This window comes from Polynucleobacter tropicus, assembly GCF_013307225.1.
Taxonomy (GTDB): Bacteria; Pseudomonadota; Gammaproteobacteria; order Burkholderiales; family Burkholderiaceae; genus Polynucleobacter; species Polynucleobacter tropicus.
Genome location: NZ_CP028942.1, coordinates 18,923 through 41,927, shown reverse-complemented (window position 1 = coordinate 41,927; position 23,005 = coordinate 18,923). Strand labels below are relative to the sequence as shown.

General features: G+C 46.5%; 19 protein-coding genes, 7 tRNA genes and 3 rRNA genes. 6 read left to right on the top strand and 23 right to left on the bottom strand.

Features of this window, described 5'->3' with window-relative positions; genetic code table 11:
- Positions 1 to 143: 143 nt before the first annotated feature.
- The 12 genes from nusG to DCO17_RS00195 all read right to left on the bottom strand — a co-directional run bounded on the left by nusG (position 144) and on the right by DCO17_RS00195 (position 7,973).
- A complete protein-coding gene (nusG, locus tag DCO17_RS00250; protein WP_173954843.1) occupies positions 144 to 716 on the bottom strand; it encodes a transcription termination/antitermination protein NusG in 573 nt (190 codons plus the stop codon).
- A 9-nt stretch (positions 717 to 725) separates the two neighbouring features.
- Entirely contained in the window at positions 726 to 1,103 is a 378-nt protein-coding gene (secE, locus tag DCO17_RS00245; RefSeq protein ID WP_173954842.1) for a preprotein translocase subunit SecE, read from the bottom strand.
- Positions 1,104 to 1,123: 20 nt separating this feature from the next.
- Positions 1,124 to 1,199, bottom strand: a tRNA-Trp gene (locus DCO17_RS00240).
- Between the two features lie 17 nt (positions 1,200 to 1,216).
- Entirely contained in the window at positions 1,217 to 2,407 is a 1,191-nt protein-coding gene (gene tuf / locus DCO17_RS00235) for an elongation factor Tu (protein ID WP_173954841.1), read from the bottom strand.
- Between the two features lie 67 nt (positions 2,408 to 2,474).
- Positions 2,475 to 2,549: transfer RNA gene (locus DCO17_RS00230), tRNA-Thr, on the bottom strand.
- A gap of 21 nt (positions 2,550 to 2,570) precedes the next feature.
- A tRNA-Gly gene (locus DCO17_RS00225) sits at positions 2,571 to 2,644 on the bottom strand.
- 5 nt (positions 2,645 to 2,649) lie between these two features.
- Positions 2,650 to 2,734, bottom strand: a tRNA-Tyr gene (locus tag DCO17_RS00220).
- A gap of 105 nt (positions 2,735 to 2,839) precedes the next feature.
- Positions 2,840 to 2,953, bottom strand: a 5S ribosomal RNA gene (gene rrf, locus DCO17_RS00215).
- A gap of 105 nt (positions 2,954 to 3,058) precedes the next feature.
- Positions 3,059 to 5,930, bottom strand: a 23S ribosomal RNA gene (locus DCO17_RS00210).
- A 268-nt stretch (positions 5,931 to 6,198) separates the two neighbouring features.
- Positions 6,199 to 6,274, bottom strand: a tRNA-Ala gene (locus tag DCO17_RS00205).
- A 30-nt stretch (positions 6,275 to 6,304) separates the two neighbouring features.
- Positions 6,305 to 6,381: transfer RNA gene (locus DCO17_RS00200), tRNA-Ile, on the bottom strand.
- Between the two features lie 59 nt (positions 6,382 to 6,440).
- A 16S ribosomal RNA gene (locus DCO17_RS00195) occupies positions 6,441 to 7,973 on the bottom strand.
- The 16S, 23S and 5S rRNA genes sit together here with 5 tRNA genes alongside, the layout of an rRNA operon.
- 473 nt (positions 7,974 to 8,446) lie before the next feature.
- Between DCO17_RS00195 and DCO17_RS00190 the strand changes: the two genes are divergently transcribed.
- Positions 8,447 to 9,103: a GNAT family N-acetyltransferase gene (locus DCO17_RS00190; protein ID WP_173954840.1), complete on the top strand. Its 657-nt coding sequence runs from the start codon at positions 8,447 to 8,449 to the stop codon at positions 9,101 to 9,103.
- Between the two features lie 15 nt (positions 9,104 to 9,118).
- Here the strand turns inward: DCO17_RS00190 and DCO17_RS00185 are convergent, their stop codons facing one another.
- The 3 genes from DCO17_RS00185 to DCO17_RS00175 are packed head-to-tail and all read right to left on the bottom strand — an operon-like array spanning position 9,119 to position 10,765.
- On the bottom strand, positions 9,119 to 9,466 hold the full coding sequence (locus DCO17_RS00185) for a c-type cytochrome (RefSeq protein ID WP_173954839.1): 348 nt from the start codon (positions 9,464 to 9,466) through the stop codon (positions 9,119 to 9,121).
- An 18-nt stretch (positions 9,467 to 9,484) separates the two neighbouring features.
- On the bottom strand, positions 9,485 to 10,135 hold the full coding sequence (locus DCO17_RS00180) for a BON domain-containing protein (RefSeq protein ID WP_173954838.1): 651 nt from the start codon (positions 10,133 to 10,135) through the stop codon (positions 9,485 to 9,487).
- Positions 10,136 to 10,162: 27 nt separating this feature from the next.
- Positions 10,163 to 10,765, bottom strand: coding sequence for a phosphoheptose isomerase (locus DCO17_RS00175; RefSeq protein WP_217425450.1), 603 nt, complete (start codon positions 10,763 to 10,765; stop codon positions 10,163 to 10,165).
- Positions 10,766 to 10,870: 105 nt separating this feature from the next.
- On the opposite strand from DCO17_RS00175, the gene rsmI reads away from it, so the two are divergent.
- Positions 10,871 to 11,776: a 16S rRNA (cytidine(1402)-2'-O)-methyltransferase gene (gene rsmI / locus DCO17_RS00170; RefSeq protein ID WP_173954837.1), complete on the top strand. Its 906-nt coding sequence runs from the start codon at positions 10,871 to 10,873 to the stop codon at positions 11,774 to 11,776.
- Positions 11,777 to 11,832: 56 nt separating this feature from the next.
- Here the strand turns inward: rsmI and DCO17_RS00165 are convergent, their stop codons facing one another.
- Positions 11,833 to 12,324, bottom strand: a complete 492-nt coding sequence (locus tag DCO17_RS00165; RefSeq protein ID WP_173954836.1) for a c-type cytochrome — start codon at positions 12,322 to 12,324, stop codon at positions 11,833 to 11,835.
- Between the two features lie 101 nt (positions 12,325 to 12,425).
- Between DCO17_RS00165 and DCO17_RS00160 the strand changes: the two genes are divergently transcribed.
- The 3 genes from DCO17_RS00160 to DCO17_RS00150 all read left to right on the top strand — a co-directional run bounded on the left by DCO17_RS00160 (position 12,426) and on the right by DCO17_RS00150 (position 13,951).
- Positions 12,426 to 12,501, top strand: a tRNA-Arg gene (locus tag DCO17_RS00160).
- Between the two features lie 82 nt (positions 12,502 to 12,583).
- Positions 12,584 to 13,726 carry a fatty acid desaturase gene (locus DCO17_RS00155; protein ID WP_254598775.1) on the top strand — a complete coding sequence of 381 codons (1,143 nt, stop codon included), beginning with the start codon at positions 12,584 to 12,586 and terminating at the stop codon, positions 13,724 to 13,726.
- A 39-nt stretch (positions 13,727 to 13,765) separates the two neighbouring features.
- Complete coding sequence (locus DCO17_RS00150) at positions 13,766 to 13,951, top strand: hypothetical protein (protein WP_173954835.1); 186 nt, start codon at positions 13,766 to 13,768, stop codon at positions 13,949 to 13,951.
- Between the two features lie 34 nt (positions 13,952 to 13,985).
- On the opposite strand, the gene DCO17_RS00145 is transcribed toward DCO17_RS00150, so the two are convergent.
- Positions 13,986 to 14,630, bottom strand: a complete 645-nt coding sequence (locus DCO17_RS00145; RefSeq protein ID WP_437342806.1) for an MBL fold metallo-hydrolase — start codon at positions 14,628 to 14,630, stop codon at positions 13,986 to 13,988.
- Between the two features lie 81 nt (positions 14,631 to 14,711).
- On the opposite strand from DCO17_RS00145, the gene gcvH reads away from it, so the two are divergent.
- A complete protein-coding gene (gene gcvH / locus DCO17_RS00140) occupies positions 14,712 to 15,104 on the top strand; it encodes a glycine cleavage system protein GcvH (RefSeq protein WP_173954834.1) in 393 nt (130 codons plus the stop codon).
- A 7-nt stretch (positions 15,105 to 15,111) separates the two neighbouring features.
- Here the strand turns inward: gcvH and priA are convergent, their stop codons facing one another.
- The 6 genes from priA to atpA form a co-directional block, all read right to left on the bottom strand.
- The gene (gene priA, locus DCO17_RS00135) at positions 15,112 to 17,247 is read right to left on the bottom strand and encodes a replication restart helicase PriA (protein ID WP_173954833.1); all 2,136 of its coding nucleotides are present in this window, start codon (positions 17,245 to 17,247) and stop codon (positions 15,112 to 15,114) included.
- A gap of 262 nt (positions 17,248 to 17,509) precedes the next feature.
- The gene (gene hemE, locus DCO17_RS00130; protein WP_173954832.1) at positions 17,510 to 18,628 is read right to left on the bottom strand and encodes a uroporphyrinogen decarboxylase; all 1,119 of its coding nucleotides are present in this window, start codon (positions 18,626 to 18,628) and stop codon (positions 17,510 to 17,512) included.
- 14 nt (positions 18,629 to 18,642) lie between these two features.
- On the bottom strand, positions 18,643 to 19,059 hold the full coding sequence (locus DCO17_RS00125; RefSeq protein ID WP_173954831.1) for a F0F1 ATP synthase subunit epsilon: 417 nt from the start codon (positions 19,057 to 19,059) through the stop codon (positions 18,643 to 18,645).
- A 21-nt stretch (positions 19,060 to 19,080) separates the two neighbouring features.
- Complete coding sequence (atpD, locus tag DCO17_RS00120; protein WP_112202554.1) at positions 19,081 to 20,481, bottom strand: F0F1 ATP synthase subunit beta; 1,401 nt, start codon at positions 20,479 to 20,481, stop codon at positions 19,081 to 19,083.
- Between the two features lie 54 nt (positions 20,482 to 20,535).
- Positions 20,536 to 21,405, bottom strand: coding sequence for a F0F1 ATP synthase subunit gamma (gene atpG, locus DCO17_RS00115; RefSeq protein ID WP_173954830.1), 870 nt, complete (start codon positions 21,403 to 21,405; stop codon positions 20,536 to 20,538).
- A 13-nt stretch (positions 21,406 to 21,418) separates the two neighbouring features.
- Entirely contained in the window at positions 21,419 to 22,960 is a 1,542-nt protein-coding gene (gene atpA, locus DCO17_RS00110; RefSeq protein WP_173954829.1) for a F0F1 ATP synthase subunit alpha, read from the bottom strand.
- Positions 22,961 to 23,005 lie beyond the last annotated feature (45 nt).

Sequence of the window (23,005 nt, the reverse complement as noted above, 5' to 3'; positions counted from 1 at the left end):
TAGGAAAGACCGCCGTTGAGTTAACGCTTCGCTAGTTTTTGGCTTTCTAGCTCCGCTCCTCGGTTAATTACTAAATCTAAATAACCACTTAAAACGACTTTTACTACTTTGCTGCACTGCAAAACAGGACTAAGTCCTTGTTTTTACATCTTTTCTACTTGGCCGAACTCCAGCTCAACTGGGGTACCGCGGCCAAAAATTGTAACAGAAACGCGCAATCTTGACTTCTCATAGTTCACTTCCTCAACGTTTCCGTTAAAGTCTGTAAACGGGCCTTCCTTAACGCGAACCATCTCACCCACCTCAAATAGGGTCTTAGGCTTAGGTTTATCTACCCCAGCCTGCATTTGATCCATGATTTTGGTGACTTCTGCATTTGAAATCGGGCTTGGGCGGTTACGTACACCACCCACGAAACCGGTCACTTTTGGCGTGTTTTTCACCAAATGCCAGCTTTCGTCGGTCATTTCCATCTCAATTAAGACGTAACCAGGGAAGAAACGGCGCTCAGTAACAGACTTAGAGCCCGACTTCACCTCAACTACTTCTTCTGATGGGACCAAAATACGGCCAAATTTCTCAGGCATACCTGAACGAGCGATACGCTCCTCCAGGCCTTTTTTTACACTCTTTTCCATGCCGGAATAGGCATGAATTACATACCAACGCTTATTACCAGCGGCTTGAGAATTTACGACTACTTCTGAATCAGTCATTTTGCTTACTCACTTCCAGCCTAGAAGGACTGAAAAAACTAGCCATTCAATTAATTTGTCTGCAATCCACAAAAACAAGGACATGATCAGAACAAAGCCAAATACGACTAGAGTCATTTGGGTGGTCTCTTTACGAGTCGGCCAAACAACCTTTTTTACTTCATACCAAGAATCTTTTGCATAGGCGATAAAACGACGCCCATCAGGAGAAATTGCCACAATCATTACTGCAGCGGCAATGCCACCAAACAATACTGCCAAGCGCACTAATAAAGATTGATCGATGAGCGTGTAGTAAAGCACTAACGCGGCAACAACGATTAAAGCAGCGAGGCCTGAGACCCAGCTGCTTTTTTCTTCAGAATGACTTGCAGTGTGTTGAGACATATTGCTTTCAGTTCAAATCGTGGCAGGGGCGGAGGGCATCGAACCCCCAACCTTTGGTTTTGGAGACCAACGCTCTGCCAATTGAGCTACACCCCTTTATTTCTAAAAACTTCTTAAGCCAAAATCTTTGCAACCACGCCGGCGCCAACAGTACGGCCACCTTCACGGATCGCAAAACGTAAACCTTCTTCCATCGCGATTGGCGCGATGAGTTTTACAGTGATCGTGACGTTGTCACCAGGCATCACCATCTCTTTGTCTTTTGGCAACTCGATTGAACCAGTTACGTCCGTTGTACGGAAGTAGAACTGTGGACGATAGTTGTTAAAGAATGGAGTATGACGACCACCTTCATCTTTACCAAGAATGTAAACCTCAGCGGTAAAGTGAGTATGTGGAGTGATAGAACCTGGCTTAGCCAATACTTGGCCACGCTCAACTTCTTCACGTTTTGTGCCGCGTAACAAGATACCAACGTTGTCACCTGCTTGACCTTGGTCGAGCAATTTACGGAACATTTCAACACCAGTACAAGTGGTCTTGAGAGTTGGCTTGATACCAACGATTTCAATCTCTTCGCCAACCTTGATGATGCCGCGCTCAATACGACCAGTTACCACAGTACCGCGACCAGAGATAGAGAACACGTCTTCTACTGGCATCAAGAACGCACCGTCAACAGCACGCTCTGGAGTTGGGATATATGTATCTAAAGCTTCAGCCAATTTCATGATGGCTTCTTTACCCAATGGGCCTTCGTCGCCTTCTAATGCCAACTTAGCAGAACCGCGGATGATTGGAGTGTCATCGCCTGGGAAGTCATATTTAGACAGAAGTTCACGAACTTCCATTTCAACGAGCTCTAACAATTCAGCATCGTCAACCATGTCGCACTTGTTGAGGAACACAACGATGTATGGAACGCCAACCTGACGTGCCAAGAGGATGTGCTCACGAGTTTGTGGCATTGGGCCGTCTGCAGCAGAGCAAACCAAAATCGCGCCGTCCATCTGCGCAGCACCAGTAATCATGTTTTTTACATAGTCAGCGTGTCCTGGGCAGTCAACGTGAGCATAGTGACGACCAGCAGTTTCGTATTCAACGTGTGCTGTGTTAATCGTAATACCACGTGCTTTTTCTTCTGGAGCAGCATCGATCTGATCGTATGCTTTTGCTTCGCCACCGAATGCCTTTGAGAGCACAGTTGCGATTGCTGCTGTCAATGTGGTTTTACCGTGGTCAACGTGACCGATGGTGCCTACGTTTACGTGCGGTTTTGTCCGCTCGAACTTTTCTTTTGCCATTTTTGTCTGCCTTTAGTTAACTCTTAAAAACCAAAACACGAAATACACAATTAATAAAAACTAAGCCTGGTGCCCATGGGCAGGATCGAACTGCCGACCTCTCCCTTACCAAGGGAGTGCTCTACCACTGAGCCACATGGGCCTTTCTTTTTGCTACTAATACTGGAGCGGGATAAGAGAATCGAACTCTTGACCGAAGATTGGAAATCTGCTGTTTTACCATTAAACTAATCCCGCACATCTGGTGGAGGGGGTAGGATTCGAACCTACGTAGGCGTAGCCAACAGATTTACAGTCTGCCTCCTTTAGCCGCTCGGACACCCCTCCGCGAACCCTATATTCTGACTCCAAATGGAGTTTCTGTCAATCTCTCTAAACGCTTTGCACAAGTAAAAACGCCCAGACCTAAATAGGTCTGGGCGTCGCTTTGGTGCCCGGCAGTTACCTACTTTCACACGGGTAATCCGCACTATCATCGGCGTAGAATCGTTTCACTGTCCTGTTCGAGATGGGAAGGAGTGGTTCCAATTCGCTATGGTCACCGGGCGTAGAGGGTTGAGTTGCTGATAAATCAACAACTCTATTTGAGTAAGCATGTATTAAGGATGCAGATTAAATCTGGCAAACATCCTACACAATAGTGCTGGTTATAGGATCAAGCCTAACGGGCAATTAGTATCGGTTAGCTTAACGCATTACTGCGCTTCCACACCCGACCTATCAACGTTGTGGTCTTCAACGACCCTTTATGTAGGTTAAACCTACGGGAGATCTCATCTTCAGGCAAGTTTCCCGCTTAGATGCTTTCAGCGGTTATCTCTTCCGTACATAGCTACCCTGCGATGCTTCTGGCGAAACAACAGGTACACCAGCGGTACGTCCACTCCGGTCCTCTCGTACTAGGAGCAGCCCCCGTCAAATCTCCAACGCCCATGGCAGATAGGGACCAAACTGTCTCACGACGTTTTAAACCCAGCTCACGTACCTCTTTAAATGGCGAACAGCCATACCCTTGGGACCGGCTACAGCCCCAGGATGAGATGAGCCGACATCGAGGTGCCAAACACCGCCGTCGATATGAACTCTTGGGCGGTATCAGCCTGTTATCCCCAGAGTACCTTTTATCCGTTGAGCGATGGCCCTTCCATACAGAACCACCGGATCACTATGACCTGCTTTCGCACCTGCTCGACTTGTCGGTCTCGCAGTTAAGCACGCTTTTGCCATTGCACTTTAGGTACGATGTCCGACCGTACCAAGCGTACCTTCGTACTCCTCCGTTACACTTTGGGAGGAGACCGCCCCAGTCAAACTGCCTACCATGCACTGTTCCCGACCCGGATAACGGGCCAAGGTTAGAACCTCAAACAAATCAGGGTGGTATTTCAAGGACGGCTCCATCAGAACTAGCATCCTGATATCAACGCCTCCCACCTATCCTACACAGACCGGTTCAAAGTCCAATGCAAAGCTACAGTAAAGGTTCATGGGGTCTTTCCGTCTAGCCACGGGTAGATTGCATCATCACAAACATTTCAACTTCGCTGAGTCTCAGGAGGAGACAGTGTGGCCATCGTTACGCCATTCGTGCAGGTCGGAACTTACCCGACAAGGAATTTCGCTACCTTAGGACCGTTATAGTTACGGCCGCCGTTTACTGGGACTTCAATCAAGAGCTTGCACCCCATCATTTAATCTTCCAGCACCGGGCAGGCGTCACACCCTATACGTCCACTTTCGTGTTTGCAGAGTGCTGTGTTTTTATTAAACAGTCGCAGCCACCTTTTTATTGCAACCCTTTCGTCCTCCCCTTGTTCAGGTTCAAACTACCAGGGCGTACCTTATCCCGAAGTTACGGTACAAATTTGCCGAGTTCCTTCTCCTGAGTTCTCTCAAGCGCCTTAGAATACTCATCTCGCCCACCTGTGTCGGTTTGCGGTACGGTCTTGTTAGACTGAAGCTTAGAGGCTTTTCTTGGAACCACTTCCAATTGCTTCGCGAATAAATTCGCTCGTCTCACGCCCTTGAATTACGCTACCGGATTTACCTAATAGCCATCTCCAACGCAAGAACCGGGACATCCAACACCCGGACAACTTTCCGCGATCCGTCCCCCCATCGCATCTAACAATGGTCAAGGAATATTAACCTTGTTCCCATCAGCTACGCATCTCTGCCTCGCCTTAGGGGCCGACTCACCCTGTTCCGATGAACGTTGAACAGGAAACCTTGGGCTTACGGCGAGGGGGCTTTTCACCCCCTTTATCGCTACTCATGTCAGCATTCGCACTTCTGATACCTCCAGCATCCTTTACAAGACACCTTCACAGGCTTACAGAACGCTCTCCTACCATCACTTACGTGATCCGCAGCTTCGGTTATATGCTTAGCCCCGTTACATCTTCCGCGCAGGACGACTCGATCAGTGAGCTATTACGCTTTCTTTAAAGGATGGCTGCTTCTAAGCCAACCTCCTGACTGTTTTAGCCTTCCCACTTCGTTTCCCACTTAGCATATATTAGGGACCTTAGCTGGCGGTCTGGGTTGTTTCCCTCTTGACACCGGACGTTAGCACCCGATGTCTGTCTCCCGTGCTCGCACTCGTAGGTATTCGGAGTTTGCTATGGCGCAGTAATCCGCAATGGACCCCACTACCATGACAGTGCTCTACCCCCTACGGTGATACACGAGGCACTACCTAAATAGTTTTCGGAGAGAACCAGCTATTTCCAGTTTTGTTTAGCCTTTCACCCCTATCCACAGCTCATCCCCTAACTTTTCAACGTTAGTGGGTTCGGTCCTCCAGTACGTGTTACCGCACCTTCAACCTGGCCATGGATAGATCAACTGGTTTCGGGTCTACACCCAGCAACTAGCGCCCTATTCGGACTCGCTTTCGCTACGCCTTCCCTATTCGGTTAAGCTTGCTACTGAATGTAAGTCGCTGACCCATTATACAAAAGGTACGCAGTCACCCCTTACGAGGCTCCTACTGTTTGTATGCACACAATTTCAGGATCTATTTCACTCCCCTCCCGGGGTTCTTTTCGCCTTTCCCTCACGGTACTTGTTCACTATCGGTCGATTACGAGTATTTAGCCTTGGAGGATGGTCCCCCCATATTCAGACAGGATTTCACGTGTCCCGCCCTACTTGTCTCTAGCCTAGTACCACTCAATAATTTTCACATACGGGACTATCACCCTTTATTGTTGGACTTTCCATTCCATTCTGTTAATTACTGAGCTATCACTAGAAGGCTCTTCCCATTTCGCTCGCCACTACTTTGGGAATCTCGGTTGATGTCTTTTCCTCTCGCTACTTAGATGTTTCAGTTCACGAGGTTCGCTTCTCATACCCTATGTATTCAGGTATGGATACCACAAAAGTGGTGGGTTTCCCCATTCAGAAATCCCCGGATCAAAGCTTATTTACCAGCTCCCCGGGGCTTATCGCAGGTTATAACGTCTTTCGTCGCCTGTAATCGCCAAGGCATCCATCATGTGCACTTATTCACTTGATCCTATAACGAGCACCATTGCTAGCACCTGTTACAGGTTTTACTTCTACTTCTGACATGTTTGCCGTAATCCAAACTGTAAGTACTTGTTAAGAACTTTGTAAAACTCGTTTGATATTACTGATTGATGATTCAATCTTTACCCTTATTACATTGTCAAACGCACTCTCAAAGATACGTTTGACACTTTGCTTACTCAAATTTTTAAAGAACAGCCATAAATGGCAAAACTAAACAATTTATTAATCGCTTAGTTTTGACATTTAAGAGTTGGTGGAGGATGACGGGATCGAACCGACGACCCCCTGCTTGCAAAGCAGGTGCTCTCCCAGCTGAGCTAATCCCCCAACGTCCACTAAGACCATATCACTACTGATTGGTGGGTCTGGTAGGACTTGAACCTACGACCCCTGCGTTATCAACACAGTGCTCTAACCAGCTGAGCTACAGACCCGTGGCTATTATTGTCAACCGATAAGTGTGGGCACTATAGCTCCAGCATCTTTTCTCTAGAAAGGAGGTGATCCAGCCGCACCTTCCGATACGGCTACCTTGTTACGACTTTACCCCAGTCATGAACCCTGCCGTGGCAGTCGCCCTCCTTGCGGTTAGGCTAACGGCTTCTGGCAAAACCCACTCCCATGGTATGACGGGCGGTGTGTACAAGACCCGGGAACGTATTCACCGCGACATTCTGATCCGCGATTACTAGCGATTCCAGCTTCACGTAGTCGAGTTGCAGACTACGATCCGGACTACGATGCATTTTCTGAGATTAGCTCCCCCTCGCGGGTTGGCAACCCTCTGTATGCACCATTGTATGACGTGTGAAGCCCTACCCATAAGGGCCATGAGGACTTGACGTCATCCCCACCTTCCTCCGGTTTGTCACCGGCAGTCTCTTTAGAGTGCTCTTGCGTAGCAACTAAAGACAAGGGTTGCGCTCGTTGCGGGACTTAACCCAACATCTCACGACACGAGCTGACGACAGCCATGCAGCACCTGTGTTCACTTTCTCTTACGAGCACCTAATGTATCTCTACTTCGTTAGTGACATGTCAAGGGTAGGTAAGGTTTTTCGCGTTGCATCGAATTAATCCACATCATCCACCGCTTGTGCGGGTCCCCGTCAATTCCTTTGAGTTTTAATCTTGCGACCGTACTCCCCAGGCGGCTGACTTCACGCGTTAGCTACGTTACTCAGGATGTAAATCCCGAACAACTAGTCAGCATCGTTTAGGGCGTGGACTACCAGGGTATCTAATCCTGTTTGCTCCCCACGCTTTCGTGCATGAGCGTCAGTGTTATCCCAGGGGGCTGCCTTCGCCATTGGTATTCCTCCACATATCTACGCATTTCACTGCTACACGTGGAATTCTACCCCCCTCTGACACACTCTAGCTATACAGTCACAGGCGCCATTCCCAGGTTAAGCCCGGGGATTTCACGCCTGTCTTGTATAACCGCCTGCGCACGCTTTACGCCCAGTAATTCCGATTAACGCTCGCACCCTACGTATTACCGCGGCTGCTGGCACGTAGTTAGCCGGTGCTTATTCTTCAGGTACCGTCATTCCCGGACTGTGTTAGAGCCGGTGTTTCTTCCCTGACAAAAGAGCTTTACAACCCGAAGGCCTTCTTCACTCACGCGGCATTGCTGGATCAGGGTTGCCCCCATTGTCCAAAATTCCCCACTGCTGCCTCCCGTAGGAGTCTGGGCCGTGTCTCAGTCCCAGTGTGGCTGATCGTCCTCTCAGACCAGCTACTGATCGTTGCCTTGGTGGGCTTTTACCCCACCAACAAGCTAATCAGGCATCGGCCGCTCTAATCGCGCGAGGTCTTTCGATCCCCCGCTTTCCCCCTCAGGGCGTATGCGGTATTAGCACAGCTTTCGCTGCGTTATCCCCCACGATAAGGTACGTTCCGATGTATTACTCACCCGTTCGCCACTCGCCACCAGGTGCAAGCACCCGTGCTGCCGTTCGACTTGCATGTGTAAGGCATGCCGCCAGCGTTCAATCTGAGCCAGGATCAAACTCTTCAGTTCAATTCCTGTGATCCTTGCGGATCGTCGCACTCATTCAAGAAATCGACTTGGTAAAAAACCAAATCTTTACTGTCTATGAGTACTATTTATTTACATCTGTCCCGAAGGACTGGATGCTTTCACTTAGTACCCACAATTATCGGTTGACTAATTTTTAAAGAGGGCTGAATCGTTTTTTGAAAAACATTCAGCGAAGAAGCGAGACTATGACATACCCGAATAGGGTTGTCAACACCTTTTGAACTCTTTTTCCTAAAAAAAGCGAAGATTTTTCTGACTTTTTAAAAAACCATAATGAAATCATATAGATAAAACACGAAAAGAATTTCAATCTTTTTCGAGATTTTCTGCATTTTTGGTCTGTTTTTGAGATCTCGGACGAATGGGTGAGGTCTCAAAAACCTTATTTGCGCATAAGCCACACGCTAAGGGAAAACCCTGGAATTTTCCTTGATTAGTGCTAAAATGTTGCTATGCACAATAAAATAGCGAACAATCACTCACCTTCCAGCCCTTTCTTGGTGGGGCAGGTTGTTCCTGTACGCGAATTGCATGGAGGTCACAGGGATGCAATTCTCAGCCATCTACTCAAGCTTGGTGATGAAGACCGTCGTATGCGTTTTGGTACGCAGACCCCTGATGAAGTCATTCATCACTACGTTGAGCATCTAGATTTCAACCAAGATGCGGTTTTTGGCGTATTCAACGCTAACCTAGAACTGATTGGTATGGCGCATTTAGCCTATCTCCCAGAGATTAAAGGCCAAGCGCGTGCCGCTGAATTTGGAGTTTCTGTACTACCAGAGGGTAGAGCGCAAGGGCTTGGCACCGCATTACTCAATCGCTCTGCGGTGCACTCACGCAATAGCAATATTCAAACGCTGTACGTTCACTGCCTTACAAACAATAAAGCCATGATGCGTTTAGCTCAAAAGGCTGGCATGAAAGTTGAGTATGCATACGGCGATGCCGATGCTTATCTCACGCTGCCACCAGCTAATCCTGGCACGATTGTTGAAGAAGTTGCGAATGAACAGTGGGCAGATTTTGATTACGCGTTAAAAGAAAATTTAAAACTTGCTAATCAAGCATGGTGGTGGTTTTTAGGAAAACCAAAACACGCGCGTTAATAGATAACACGAGATTTAGTTTGGTGCGCCACGCAAAATCCAACTCACTAACAAAGACAAATCAGCATCACTTAATTTTGCATTTGCAGGCATGGGCACTACGCCCCATGAGCCTGAGCCACCTTTAGTAATTTTGTTTTTTAAAAATGTTGGCGCGTTTTGATCGTGTTTATATTTTTGCGCAACAGATTGAAAACTTGGGCCAACAATTTTTTTATCAACCGCATGGCAGCCTAAGCAAGCATTTTGTTTTGCAAGCGCAAATGCTTTTTGATCATCACTAATGCTATATGCTTTTGTTGCAAAGAAAAAAAGCGCCGTAAAAATAAAAACTATTTTAACTGGCGCACACTTTCGCAACATCACAGCACTTCTAAAAATTTATTGGAACTTTGGCGGACTGTTTGGTTGTGATTCATCAGCCTTGCCTTGTTTCTCTAAGCGATTTTTTTCTGTATCAGAAATGATGTCAAAGTAAACATAAACATCTTTCACACCATTGGTATTGCTCGCTACTTTTTTCGCAAGATCTGCTTCGTTTTGAGTCAAGATCCCCATGAGATATATGCTTGTTCCCTCTGCCACTATAGACATAGAGTTTGATGGCAGTTTATCTGTAAAGATCATTTGCGTTTTAATTTTTGATTCGAGATAAGAATCGTTGGCGCGCGCAGTGTATGTGCTGTTGGGGCCAATAACAATTTCGTTAAACACCGTGCGAGCATTCTTCATTGCCTTTACATAAGCATCGGCTTCGCCCTTGATGTCTGCATCTTTCGCCTCTCCAGTTAGCAACACCTTCTGGTTAAAAGAAGTCACGTTAATGTGCGCGTTATCTCCAAATTTTTTTGACAGCGCCGCATTTGCTTGCATCTCAATTCCGTTGTCAATTGCTTGCACGCCTGGTGTACGACGATCCGCCATGACACTAGCTCCCGCCACAACCCCACCAACTGCCAAAATTCCACATGCTGATAATTGTGTGGCAAGTAAAACTGCAATCAAAGATTTATTAATAAATTGGACTTGCATAAATATACTTTGTGTTGATATAAAAAATTAATCCAAGAGCACGTGATCAACGCCATCACATAAGCCATGCAGCAAGACCAGATGAGTCTCCTGAATACGCGCAGTACGCGTTGAAGGGGCGCATAAATGAATATCGTCTTTATCTAAAAGAGTTGCAATCTTTCCACCACCGTTTCCGGTAAGCGCAATAATTTTGATGCCGATCTTTTTCGCAGCTTCAATTGCTTTAACCACATTCTTAGAATTTCCAGAAGTAGAAATGGCTAACAAAACATCGCCTTTTTTACCAAGGCCTCGAACTTGTTTGCTAAATACTTCGTCGTAACTGTAGTCATTGCCAACCGCAGTCAGAATGGAGCTATCAGTAGTTAAAGCAATAGCTGCTAACTCTTGTCTTTCACGCTCAAATCGACCAATCAGCTCTGCTGCGAAATGCTGAGCATCAGCAGCTGACCCGCCGTTGCCACAAGCCATCACTTTGCAGCCCGACTGTAAACACTGCACCATAGCTAGCACTCCTTGAGCGACTGCATCTGGAAGTGTTTTTTCCGCCTCTTGCTTTACAGCAATGCTATCTAAAAAATGCTGGGATGCGCGCTGACGCAAACGTTCAATCGTATCTTTGTTCATAGCAATATTATGCGCCAAGGTAACGCTTAATTGAGATGACATCAGCTTAACCGAAAACCAACGTATTCTCTTATTATTGATTCATCTTCAGCAGACAATAAACCCATGGAATTTGCCTCATTCGATTTTTTAAAACAACAAGATTTGCCATCTGGGGCTTTGTACATGGTTGCAACACCCATAGGAAACATGGGTGATATCACGTTACGCGCCCTACATATTCTCAATTCCGTTGATGGGATCGCTTGCGAAGATACGAGGCATAGCGCGGCTCTATTGCGGCAGTTTGGTATTCATAAAAAGTGTATTGCGCTTCATGACCACAATGAGCTCAGCGGCGCACAAACAGTCATTCAACATCTTTCGAATCAAGAACGCTGGGCCTATATTTCTGATGCGGGCACTCCAGGAATTTCGGATCCGGGCGCACGCTTAGTTGAGCAAGTTCAGAATGCTGGTTATCGCGTTATTCCGGTCCCCGGCGTAAGTTCAGTATCTTGCGCAATATCAGCATCGGGCTCCGTCATGCTGAATTCAGAAGGGCGCTTTCAATTCTTAGGTTTTTGGCCACATAAGACCAAAGATCGAGAAGGCTGTCTGCAAGACATCATCAACAGCAAAAAAGTGAGCATTTTTTTTGAATCGCCGCACCATATTCGAGAGACGCTACTTTTGCTTGCAAACTCCTTGGAAAAAGATCGGCCCCTCCTAATCTGCCGCGAACTCACAAAAAAATTTGAGCAACTTGTTTCGATTCAAGCGCAAGAACTTCCAGAATGGCTTGAGGATGCCGAGCATCTAAAAGGTGAGTTTGTCATTCTCGTTGCGGGCCGCAAAGGCAATACTGATGAGGCTCCAGACATGGATTCTCTCAATCGCTGGGCACGGGCATTAACTCCATATCTGGGCAGCAAAGAAATTGCTACAGTGCTTTCGCAAACCTTAGGTATTAACAAAAAAGAGGCCTATCAAGTTGCTCTAGATGTAAAAGTAGATGAGCAAGAAAAATAAAAGCTGGCATATAGCCAGCTTCTAAACATACAGAATCTAAAAAATTAGTTCGTGAATTACTTCGCTGCAGGCGCCTTAGGCTCTGGCAATTTTCCACCGGACGCATTAGCCATATAAACAACTGCGCGACCCAATTCATAATCGCTAACATCGGCAGGACTTGATCCACCGCGTGCTGGCATTGCGCCTTTACCTTTAAGAACAGAAGTCATCAAAGAGTCATAGCCCTTTGCAATACGCGGTGCCCAGGCTCCAGCATCACCAACTTTTGGAGCACCAGCAGCACCAGTTGCATGGCATGAAGAACAAACTGCTTTGTAAACTTGTTCGCCCGTTTGTAATTCTTTAGGGCCACTAGCGTCTTTGAAATTCAACTGAGCTACTGGCTTAATCAATTGCTCAGTCGTCGCTGTGGATTCACCGCGCTTGCCATTATTAACGAACACCATTAACAACAAAATAATGATCAAGGGCACAAAAAAGCTTGCAAACACCATGATGATGAGTTGTTTTGGGGACTTAATCAGATTTCCGTGCTCGTTGCTCATAAGAATTTATCGTTTGACGGGTTTAGGGTTGTTTTGCGGTGATTATAACTAGAGAGTAGGGGTATAGGCACTTACAATAACGGGGTATCCAGTTTTTATGGGCGCCCGTAGCTCAGTGGATAGAGTATTGGCCTCCGAAGCCAAGGGTCGCAGGTTCGATTCCTGCCGGGCGCGCCAAAACACAAGGGGTTTTTGACTTATATCATGCGTAAAATCATGAAAACCGCTAAAATTACCGCCTAACTTATTGATTCTTATCGTGTCTACACATCTAAATTCAGCCCTTTCTGAGCCATCCCTGACTAACCCGTTGCCCCCTGAGGCACCATTGCCGCACCGCAAAATTATTCGGAGTTGGCTTATCCCAATGGCCCAAGGTGAAACAGCCCGCGCGATTATGTTGCTATTAATTGATTCGTTTTTATGGCTCGGCTGTATTGCTGGCACTATTTTTGTTGAAAACGTCTTGCTAAAAGTTGTCTTTGGATTAATCGCTGGTTTTGTAACTGGCCGCATTTTTATTTTGGGTCATGATGCATGTCATCAAAGCTTCACCCCAAATCGCGAACTCAACAAAGTGCTTGGACGTATTGCGTTTTTGCCTTCACTCACACCTTATAGCTTGTGGGATGTTGGTCACAATGTTGTGCATCACGGACAAACCAATTTAAAGGGCTTTGACTTTGTTTGGGCTCCGCTATCAAAAGAAGAATATGACGCCTTATCCACATGGCGTAAGGCTCTAGAGCGCCTTTACCGTAGTGGCTGGGGTCCTGTTTTTTATTACCTAATCGAAATTTGGTGGAGACGTGAGTACTTCCCAAATGCAAAAAATAAACCCGGTGATCGTCCTATTTTCTTAAAAGATAATTTGCTCGTGACTGCGTTTGCAATTGTTTGGATTGGCTGCCTCATTGCTGGCGCGATCGCTACCAACCAATCAATTTGGATTGGCCTGCTTACTGGCTTCGCTCTGCCATTTTTGTTTTGGAACGGCATGATTGGTTTTGTGGTCTATGTTCACCATACTCATCCATCAGTATCTTGGTATGACAAAAAATCGGAATGGTTGCGTGCACAGCCTTTTGTTTCAACAACCGTACACCTGACTTTTAACTGGATTTGGGGCTCTTTGATGCACCACATCATGGAGCACACTGCCCATCACGTTGATATGAGCGTGCCTCTTTATCGCCTCCCAGAGGCCCAAAAAACCCTTGAAACCATTCTTCCAGAGCGCATTTTTATTCAAAAGTTCTCTTGGGCATGGTATTTCGATACTGCTCGCAAGTGCAAGCTTTACGACTTCCAAAACAAGGCTTGGTTAGATTTTGATGGGAACAAGACGGCGGACTCCGTTCGAGTGGTTTTATCCCCAGTACCAGCGGGACAAAACGGGTAAAATAGCTCTTCGTATAAAGATTTGCCACCCGGATTGCCCATGACTACATCGACTCCAGCCGCCGCACAAGATTCTTCCCAGAGCCTGAAATTTTGCTCTTCTTGCAGTCGCGAAAAACGTCTTGAAGGTGGGACTTGGATTCCTACTAGCAATCGCAAGCAGCGTTGGATTTGCGCTAGCTGCCTATACAACCGCACGCACCGCACTGGCTCAGCAAAAACCTAATTAGCCCCAGCGGTACATGCAATCATCACGATTGCTAAGCCTTATCTCCCACGTATGGATTTGTTTTGCGCTCGTTGCCAAATGTCGACATTGGTCCATGCCCTGGCACAAATTGCACATCGTCACCCAAGGGCCACAATTTTGTTTTGATCGCATGAATTAAATCGGCATGGTTGCCTCGCGGAAAATCTGTTCTACCAATAGAGCCTGCGAACAACACATCACCAACAATTGCTAGGCGATCTTCTTTGTCATAAAAAATCACATGTCCTGGTGTGTGCCCAGGACAATGAAACACCTTAAGATCTACATTGCCAACTTGAACATGGTCGCCATCATTAAGCCAACGATTGGGTTCAAACACTTTGGCATGCCCGAAACCAAAACGAACAGTTTGTTCTGGCAGTTGATCAATCCAAAAACGCTCATCTTCTTGCGGCCCCTCGATAGGCACCCCAAGCTGATCCGATAAGTCTTTGGCGGCTGCGCAGTGATCTAAATGGCCATGGGTCAGCAAAATCTTTTTTACCGTAGCACCCATTTGTTTTACACCATCCAGAATCTTTTCAATATCGCCCCCGGGATCTACTACAGCAGCATCGCCCGTTTCCTGACAAACCAAAATCGAGCAATTTTGCTCAAAAGGGGTAACGGGAACTATTCCTAATTTAATTGGCATATATAAAAAGCAGATAAATGAATAACTTGTTAGCCCATAGTTTATGGGACTACGAATAAAATGAGTCCAAAGGATATAACAATGAATACCGAAAATACTTTTAAATTTGCTCAAACTCATGAGTGGGCTGATCTGGAGGATGATGGCTTGGTATGGGTTGGGATTAGCAACCATGCTCAAGAGGTCTTAGGTGATGTGATGTTTTTTCAGGCGCCCAAGCTTGGCCAACAAGTTAAGCAAGGCGAGGCAATTGCTGTTATTGAATCTGTAAAAGCAGCGAGCGACATTCATGCGCCAGTTAGCGGTGAAATTGTTGCCCTGAATGAAGCCGTAGATGCCAGCCCAGAATTGGTAAACCAAAATCCCTACGCCATTTGGTTATTCAAAATTAAACCGGACTCTGAGGCCGCTTTGTCTTCAGACTTAAACCAGCTAATGGGTCTGGATCAATACAACTCTTCTGCTGGAGCTTAGGCTTAGCCTAAATAGATACCGGATCGCGCTCAATTAGCCACCGAATACGATCTTCCTTGCTAATGCGACCCTGAGACTGGGATCGCAAATCACTATCAATAGCCTCTAAAACTGTTTGCAATCGCTTACGATCCGCAGATTCAATCAGTAGTTGAGCGCGCTCTATGCCAGCTACCCGCATCATGCTTCTAGGTACTGGGTCATAAGCCTTTAAACCAGAGCCAATGAGGCCCTGATTCTGCAATCGCTCCTTAAGCTTACTTAAAAAGCGTGTTGCCTTATCAAGGCTCTTGGCTTCTGCATGAACCAAAGCCTGATAACAGAAGGGTGGTAATTTTGCCTCTTCTCTTTCTCCAGCTAAATGGGCTAAAAATCCATCGACGTCGTGTCTCAATAAGTACTGATATACCGCTGACTCTGGAAACTGAGTTTCGATATAAATGTCGCCACTACGCTCGCCATTTTTATTTGCTCTTCCTGCACGACCTGCCACCTGAACAAGTTGCGCAAACAATCTCTCTGCCGCCCGAAAATCTTGCGAGAACAATCGACCATCAGAATCTAAGACAGCCACTAAGCCAACATGTTGGTAGTCATGTCCTTTAGCAATCATTTGGGTGCCAACCACAATGTCGACATTACCCTCGTGTATTTCTTGAAATAATTCTTCAGCACCTTTGCTTTTGCGACTAGAGTCTGTATCCACTCGCAACACTCGCGCATCAGGCCACCATTCTTCAATCGCATCTTCTAGTTTTTGAGTGCCTTGCCCCAGCGCTTTTAGATCGGCGTTGCCGCAATCAGGGCAGTGACTAGGGATACCTTTTACTAAACCGCAATGATGGCAACTTAAAACTGGTTTTCCACCCAAAGCACCTGCTTTATGCATCACCATATAAGAGCTGCATTGATGGCACTTAGATAGCCATGGACATGCGCTGCAACTAAGTACTGGCGCATAACCTCTGCGATTAATTAAAACGAGGCTTTGCTTACTTTCATTTAAATTTTTTTGTATAGCTGCAACCACGGGCTTGCTTAAGGAGATATGTAACCCTGGCTTAACTTTGTCGCCCGGACTAAGTTGATTTTGCGGATCCCGCAAGTTGAGCAAATGCACATTTGGCAATGCAGCGCCTTGTGCCCGTTGATCAAGCCGTAGGTGCTGATAACGTCCCGCCTTAGCTGCCATCCAAGTCTCCAAAGAGGGCGTGGCAGACGACAGCACTATAGGAATCTTTATATCATGAGCACGCCATATAGCGAGATCTCTTGCGGAGTAACGTATGCCATCTTGCTGTTTATAGGATGGGTCATGCTCTTCATCCACCACAATGGCGCGCAAGTTGGGCAAGGGCGTCAATGCGGCCAGCCTGGTGCCCAAAATAATTTGCGCCTCACCAGTAATCGCCTCATACCAAGCAGTGCCACGCTTCTTTTCAGTAACGCCGCTATGCAACACTGCCATTTTCTTTTCTGGAAAATATGCACGCACACGCCGCTCTAATTGCGGCGTTAAATTAATCTCCGGCACCAGTATCAATGCTTGCGCTTTGGTGTCGTCAAGAAGTGTGCTCAACCAATGCAAAAATACCGCCGTCTTACCGCTGCCCGTTTGACCCTGGAGCAATGCGGCATGAAATTTTTCTTGATCACAAGAATCTTTCATCTGCTTCAAGGCAAATTGCTGAGCTTCATTTAACTCAGACTCTGGTACGTATCCTTCAGCAGACTTTTTCTCGGACTCTTTTTTCTTTGGCTTTTTATTCTCATCGTCCAAAAATGAATTCGATAGCTTTTCCCAAGAGGCGGGCTTTTTCCACATTTGCGGTATTGTCGGGATGATGGTTTCCCCAAGTCCATGGATGTAGTACTGGCTTGCAAAATTCATAAGCCGCAGGGCTGATGGATCCATTGGCGGCAATGGCGCTACCTGGGTAACCGCCTTTAATTTATCTATTTCATAGTCAGAGTGAGTGCTTACTTTTATTACCACTCCGACCAAAGATGACCTGCCAAATGGTACTTCCACTACATGTCCAATTTGTGGATCTAGCCCTAGGCCTGCTTTGTCCCATAAGTAATCAAACCCTTGAGCAAGAGGCTTATCTACAACTACTTGGACCACAATCGGGGAGGGCATGAGGTACTTCGTTTTTTTCTATTTTGCTTGTGGATAAGTCTGTGGATATCATCCAAAAACTTTGATTTATAAGCTAATTTACCAGCAAAGCCTGACGACTTCCTTTTTCATTAAATTAGCAAATTTTGCTTAATAATCAGTAAGTTATATTGCTTTCCGAAAGCTTCTGTTTATCTTTTAACGCAATCTCACTGAATTTTCATTTTTAGACCTTGCTGTGCATAACTTTTATGAAAATCCCCCCAAGAAAGTTAGCAATTACTCAGGATTGTTGCTTTGTTCTTAAAGCCCTAGAGTGTTGAATGACAGTTTCTGCCAAAACAGACACGCTCTCTGGCGGCGTGAATTGGGAAATTCCATGACCCAGATTAAATACGTGGCCATCCAAAGAATGTAGGCCAGACTTCAGCGCTGGAGCGCCAGCCAAATCATCCAAAATTGCGCTAGCTTGTTTAGCGATTTGCTCTGGCTCGGAGAACAAGATTAGTGGATCTAAATTGCCCTGCAAAGCTAATGGCTTATTTAAGGCGAGTAACTGTTTACGCGCTCGACTAAGCGAGATGGTCCAATCTAATGCGATCACATCCGCTCCAGCCTGCGCCATATCGTTTAGCCAAATGGCACCGCCTTTAGTAAACATAATGACTGGAATTTTTCTACCATCGTACTCTCTTGGTAATGCGGCAATCACTTTTTGCATCGACGCCAAAGACATTTTTTGATACCAGCTATCTGGCAGCATACCGCCCCAGGTATCAAAAATCATTAGTGCTTGTGCGCCTGCTTTCACTTGCTCAGTCAAATAATTAGCCACTGATTGCGCATTGATATCCAAGATATGCTGCAGTAAATCAGGGCGGCTAAACATCATTGTTTTAGCATGACGGAAATCATCCGAGCTAGAACCATCAATCATGTAGCAGGCTAATGTCCAAGGGCTTCCTGAAAAGCCAATCAAGGGAACGCGTTGTTTGCCATCCTGAACCAATGCTCGACGTATTTCCGATACCGCATCAAATACATACTTGAGCTCGTTCATATCGGCCACCCTGAGCTTTTTAACAGCCGCTTCATCACGAAGTGGGTGATCGAAGCTTGGACCTTCACCAGCTGTAAATTTCAAGCCCAAACCCATAGCGTCGGGAATGGTCAAAATATCAGAGAACAAAATAGCCGCATCTAATGGATAGCGATCCAAAGGCTGGAGCGTTACTTCAGTAGCATACGCGGGATTTTTTGCGAGCCCCAGAAAGCTTCCGGCTCTTGCGCGCGTTGCATTGTACTCAGGAAGGTATCGGCCAGCTTGGCGCATGAGCCAAAGCGGTGTTTGATCTACCGCCTCGCCCAGGCAAGCCTTTAAAAAACGATCGTTTAACAGCAAGGAATAACCGGTTTTTATTTTTTACGACGGAAACGCGCAATTGCCGCCAACTGTGCAGCAGCCATTGCGAATTCAGATTGAGCTAATGCCATATCGAATTCTGTACCGCGATTTTGCATGGCTTCTTCAGCGCGTTTCTTAGCTTCCAATGCTTTTGCTTCGTCCAGATCGTGGCCGCGAATAGCGGTATCTGCCAACACAGTTACATGATCAGGTTGGACTTCTAAATAGCCACCTGCTACAAACACAAACTCTTCATCGCCATCAGCTTTTTCAATACGAACTGAGCCTGGACGAATGCGTGTCATCAGCGGAGTGTGGCCGCGCAAAATACCGAGCTCACCACTCTCACCAGGAAGCGCTACAAACTTCGCTTCACCGCTGAAAATAGATTGCTCAGCACTTACTACATCGACGCGTATGGTTGACATAATTTCCCTAGATGAGTTCGATTAAAGCTTCTTCGCTTTCTCGATGGCTTCATCAATTGAACCCACCATGTAGAACGCTTGCTCAGGCAAGTGATCCAATTCACCACTAACGATCATCTTGAAACCACGGATAGTTTCTTTCAATGGAACGTATTTACCTGGTGAACCAGTGAACACCTCAGCAACGTGGAAAGGCTGGGACAAGAAACGCTGAATCTTACGAGCACGAGCCACAGCCAACTTGTCTTCTGGAGACAATTCGTCCATACCCAAAATCGCAATAATGTCGCGCAATTCTTTGTAGCGCTGCAAAGTCATCTGAACTGAACGAGCCACTTCGTAGTGCTCTTGACCAACTACTTGTGGATCAAGCTGACGACTGGTTGAATCCAATGGATCAACCGCTGGGTAAATACCCAAAGCAGCAATATCACGTGACAACACAACGGTGGAATCTAAGTGCAAGAAGGTTGTCGCAGGTGATGGATCGGTCAAGTCATCCGCAGGAACGTAAACGGCCTGAATAGATGTCACAGAACCAGTCTTAGTAGAAGTAATGCGCTCTTGCAACTTACCCATTTCTTCAGCCAATGTAGGTTGGTAACCCACAGCAGAAGGCATACGACCTAGCAACGCAGAAACTTCAGTACCAGCCAAGGTGTAACGGTAAATATTGTCGACGAAGAACAAAATATCACGGCCTTCGTCACGGAATGCTTCAGCCATTGTCAAACCAGTCAACGCAACGCGCAAACGGTTACCGGGAGGCTCGTTCATCTGACCAAACACCATTGCCACTTTGTCGATAACGTTAGATTCTTTCATCTCGTGGTAGAAGTCATTACCCTCACGAGTACGCTCACCCACACCAGCGAACACTGACAAACCAGAGTGCTGCTTAGCGATGTTGTTAATCAATTCCATCATGTTCACGGTCTTACCAACACCCGCACCACCGAACAGACCAACCTTACCGCCCTTAGCAAACGGGCAAACTAAGTCAATAACCTTAATACCGGTTTCCAAGAGATCCACAGAAGGGGAGAGCTCATCAAATTTTGGAGCTGGCTGATGAATAGCGCGACGCTCTTCAGTAGCAATCGGACCGGCATCATCAATTGGGCGACCTAAAACGTCCATAATGCGGCCGAGTGTTGCTGGGCCAACAGGAACTGAAATTGGCTTACCAGTAGATTTCACTTCCATGCCACGACGCAAGCCATCGCTTGCGCCCATCGCAATCGCGCGAACCACGCCATCACCGATTTGTTGCTGAACCTCAAAGGTCAAACCTTTTTCAGCAAATGATTTTTCGCCGCTTTCAACTAATGTCAATGCATCATAAATGTTTGGCATTTTGTCGCGTGGGAACTGAATGTCCACCACTGGACCGATACATTGCACGATATTTCCGTTACTCATCGCTTTCTCCGCTTTTAATTCCTGAATTCTTTCGTATTCCTAAATGCTGGCCGCTTAAACCGCAGCCGCTCCACCAACAATTTCTGACAACTCCTTGGTAATAGCAGCTTGTCGTGTTTTGTTGTAATCCAATTGCAATTCACCGATAACGTTCTTCGCGTTATCAGAGGCGGCCTTCATGGAAACCATGCGAGCAGACTGCTCAGATGCCATGTTTTCAGCAACCGCTTGATAAATCATCGCTTCAACGTAACGCTTTAATAAGCCATTCAAAATAGACTCAGCATCGGGCTCATAAATGTAGTCCCAAGATGGTCCTGACTTATCTTCAGAACTCAAAACTGCTGGCTCCAAAGGCAAAAGCCTCTCTAGAACAGGCTCTTGTTTCATGGCATTCACAAAGCGTGTGTATGCCAAATACACTGCATCAATCTCGCCCTTCTCAAACGCTTCTAATTGGGGGGCAATCGCGCCAATCAAAACGTCCAAATGTGGCGTATCGCCAATTTGAATAGTTTGAGAAATGAGTTTTGCTTTTGAGCGATTCAAAAATTGAAGGCCTTTTGAACCAATCGCTGTGTACTCAATTTCAACATTCTTTTCCTGCAAATCGCGCACTTGGTTAGCAATCAAACGCAATACGTTGGTATTTAAACCGCCGCATAAGCCTTTGTCTGTTGTAACCAAAATCGTGCCAACTTTCTTAACTTCACGAGTTGCCATGTAAGCAGGGCGGTACTCGGGGTTTGCTTTAGAAAGATTGGCAACCATTTCACGAATTTTTTCAGCGTATGGACGAGCATTACGCATGCGCTCCTGGGCGCGACGCATCTTTGATGCGGCGACCATTTCCATCGCTTTCGTGATCTTGCGCGTGTTTTGCACGCTCTTGATCTTGGATCGTATCTCTTTTGTGCCAGCCATGATTTATGCGTCCTTAGAAGGCTGCAGAACGCTTGTAGTCCTCAATCGCAGCGCGTAAAGCAGCTTCGTCTTCCTTGCTCAAATCTTTGGTCTCTTCAACGCGAGCAACTAAGTCAGCGTATTTTGATTTCAAATGATCTTGCAAACCTTTTTCGAAAGCCAATACATCTTTCACTTCGAGGTCATCAAAATAGCCGTTGTTTACCGCATAGAGTGAAGCAGCCATTTCCCAAACCTGAAGTGGCTTGTACTGAGCTTGTTTACACAATTCAGTCACGCGACGACCGCGCTCAAGCTGCTTACGGGTTGCTTCGTCAAGGTCAGATGCGAACTGAGCAAACGCTGCCAATTCACGATATTGCGCCAAGTCAGTACGAATACCACCAGACAATTTCTTAATAACTTTAGTTTGTGCTGCACCACCAACGCGAGAAACAGAAATACCAGCGTTAATCGCAGGACGAACACCAGCGTTAAATAAGTCAGTTTCCAAGAAGATCTGACCGTCAGTAATCGAAATCACGTTGGTTGGAACGAATGCAGAAACGTCGCCAGCTTGAGTTTCAATAATTGGCAATGCTGTCAAAGAACCAGTCTTACCTTTTACAGCACCGTTAGTGAACTTCTCAACATACTCAGCATTTACACGAGCAGCGCGCTCGAGTAAGCGTGAGTGGAGATAAAACACGTCGCCAGGATAAGCTTCGCGGCCTGGTGGGCGGCGGAGCAACAAGGAGATTTGACGATAAGCAACTGCTTGCTTAGTTAAGTCATCGTAAACAATCAAAGCGTCTTCACCGCGATCGCGGAAGTATTCGCCCATTGTGCAACCAGCATATGCAGAAAGGTACTGCATCGCTGCAGACTCAGATGCGCTAGCTGCAACAACAATGGTGTAATCCATTGCGCCGTTTTCTGTAAGCTTGCGAACAACGTTAGCAATAGTAGAAGCTTTTTGACCAATCGCTACGTAAACGCAATAAACGCCTTTACCTTTTTGGTTAATGATCGCATCAACTGCAACTGCTGTCTTACCAGTCTGACGGTCGCCAATGATCAACTCACGCTGACCACGACCAATAGGAACCATCGCATCAATCGCCTTTAATCCAGTTTGAACTGGCTGGCTAACAGATTGACGTGCGATAACGCCAGGAGCAACTTTTTCAATAAAGTCGGTTAATTTAGTGTTGATTGGGCCTTTGCCATCAATCGGCTGACCGAGCGCGTTTACTACGCGACCGAGCAACTCTGGGCCAACAGGGACTTCCAAAATGCGGCCGGTACATTTAACAGCGTCGCCTTCTTTAATGTGGGTGTACTCACCCAACACCACAGCGCCAACAGAATCACGCTCAAGGTTCAAAGCGAGACCGATTGTGTTGTTAGGAAACTCCAGCATTTCGCCTTGCATTACGCCTGACAAACCGTGTACACGGCAAATACCGTCGGTCACTGAAATTACAGTGCCTTCGTTGCGAACTTGGGAGTCAACGCCCAATTCGCTAATTCGGCTTTTGATCAGTTCGCTGATCTCGGAAGGATTGAGTTGCATTACTTACTCCTGGGTCTTATTTCGTATGTTCTTAATAGGGATAAC

What these genes read in the sequence shown, in the direction of transcription:
- nusG (WP_173954843.1), bottom strand. Translation starts at nt 716, where the DNA reads ATGACTGATTCAGAAGTAGTCGTAAATTCTCAAGCCGCTGGTAATAAG.
- secE (WP_173954842.1), bottom strand. Translation starts at nt 1,103, where the DNA reads ATGTCTCAACACACTGCAAGTCATTCTGAAGAAAAAAGCAGCTGGGTC.
- tuf (WP_173954841.1), bottom strand. Translation starts at nt 2,407, where the DNA reads ATGGCAAAAGAAAAGTTCGAGCGGACAAAACCGCACGTAAACGTAGGC.
- DCO17_RS00190 (WP_173954840.1), top strand. Translation starts at nt 8,447, where the DNA reads ATGCACAATAAAATAGCGAACAATCACTCACCTTCCAGCCCTTTCTTG.
- DCO17_RS00185 (WP_173954839.1), bottom strand. Translation starts at nt 9,466, where the DNA reads ATGTTGCGAAAGTGTGCGCCAGTTAAAATAGTTTTTATTTTTACGGCG.
- DCO17_RS00180 (WP_173954838.1), bottom strand. Translation starts at nt 10,135, where the DNA reads ATGCAAGTCCAATTTATTAATAAATCTTTGATTGCAGTTTTACTTGCC.
- DCO17_RS00175 (WP_217425450.1), bottom strand. Translation starts at nt 10,765, where the DNA reads ATGAACAAAGATACGATTGAACGTTTGCGTCAGCGCGCATCCCAGCAT.
- rsmI (WP_173954837.1), top strand. Translation starts at nt 10,871, where the DNA reads ATGGAATTTGCCTCATTCGATTTTTTAAAACAACAAGATTTGCCATCT.
- DCO17_RS00165 (WP_173954836.1), bottom strand. Translation starts at nt 12,324, where the DNA reads ATGAGCAACGAGCACGGAAATCTGATTAAGTCCCCAAAACAACTCATC.
- DCO17_RS00150 (WP_173954835.1), top strand. Translation starts at nt 13,766, where the DNA reads ATGACTACATCGACTCCAGCCGCCGCACAAGATTCTTCCCAGAGCCTG.
- DCO17_RS00145 (WP_437342806.1), bottom strand. Translation starts at nt 14,630, where the DNA reads ATGCCAATTAAATTAGGAATAGTTCCCGTTACCCCTTTTGAGCAAAAT.
- gcvH (WP_173954834.1), top strand. Translation starts at nt 14,712, where the DNA reads ATGAATACCGAAAATACTTTTAAATTTGCTCAAACTCATGAGTGGGCT.
- priA (WP_173954833.1), bottom strand. Translation starts at nt 17,247, where the DNA reads ATGCCCTCCCCGATTGTGGTCCAAGTAGTTGTAGATAAGCCTCTTGCT.
- DCO17_RS00125 (WP_173954831.1), bottom strand. Translation starts at nt 19,059, where the DNA reads ATGTCAACCATACGCGTCGATGTAGTAAGTGCTGAGCAATCTATTTTC.
- atpD (WP_112202554.1), bottom strand. Translation starts at nt 20,481, where the DNA reads ATGAGTAACGGAAATATCGTGCAATGTATCGGTCCAGTGGTGGACATT.
- atpG (WP_173954830.1), bottom strand. Translation starts at nt 21,405, where the DNA reads ATGGCTGGCACAAAAGAGATACGATCCAAGATCAAGAGCGTGCAAAAC.
- atpA (WP_173954829.1), bottom strand. Translation starts at nt 22,960, where the DNA reads ATGCAACTCAATCCTTCCGAGATCAGCGAACTGATCAAAAGCCGAATT.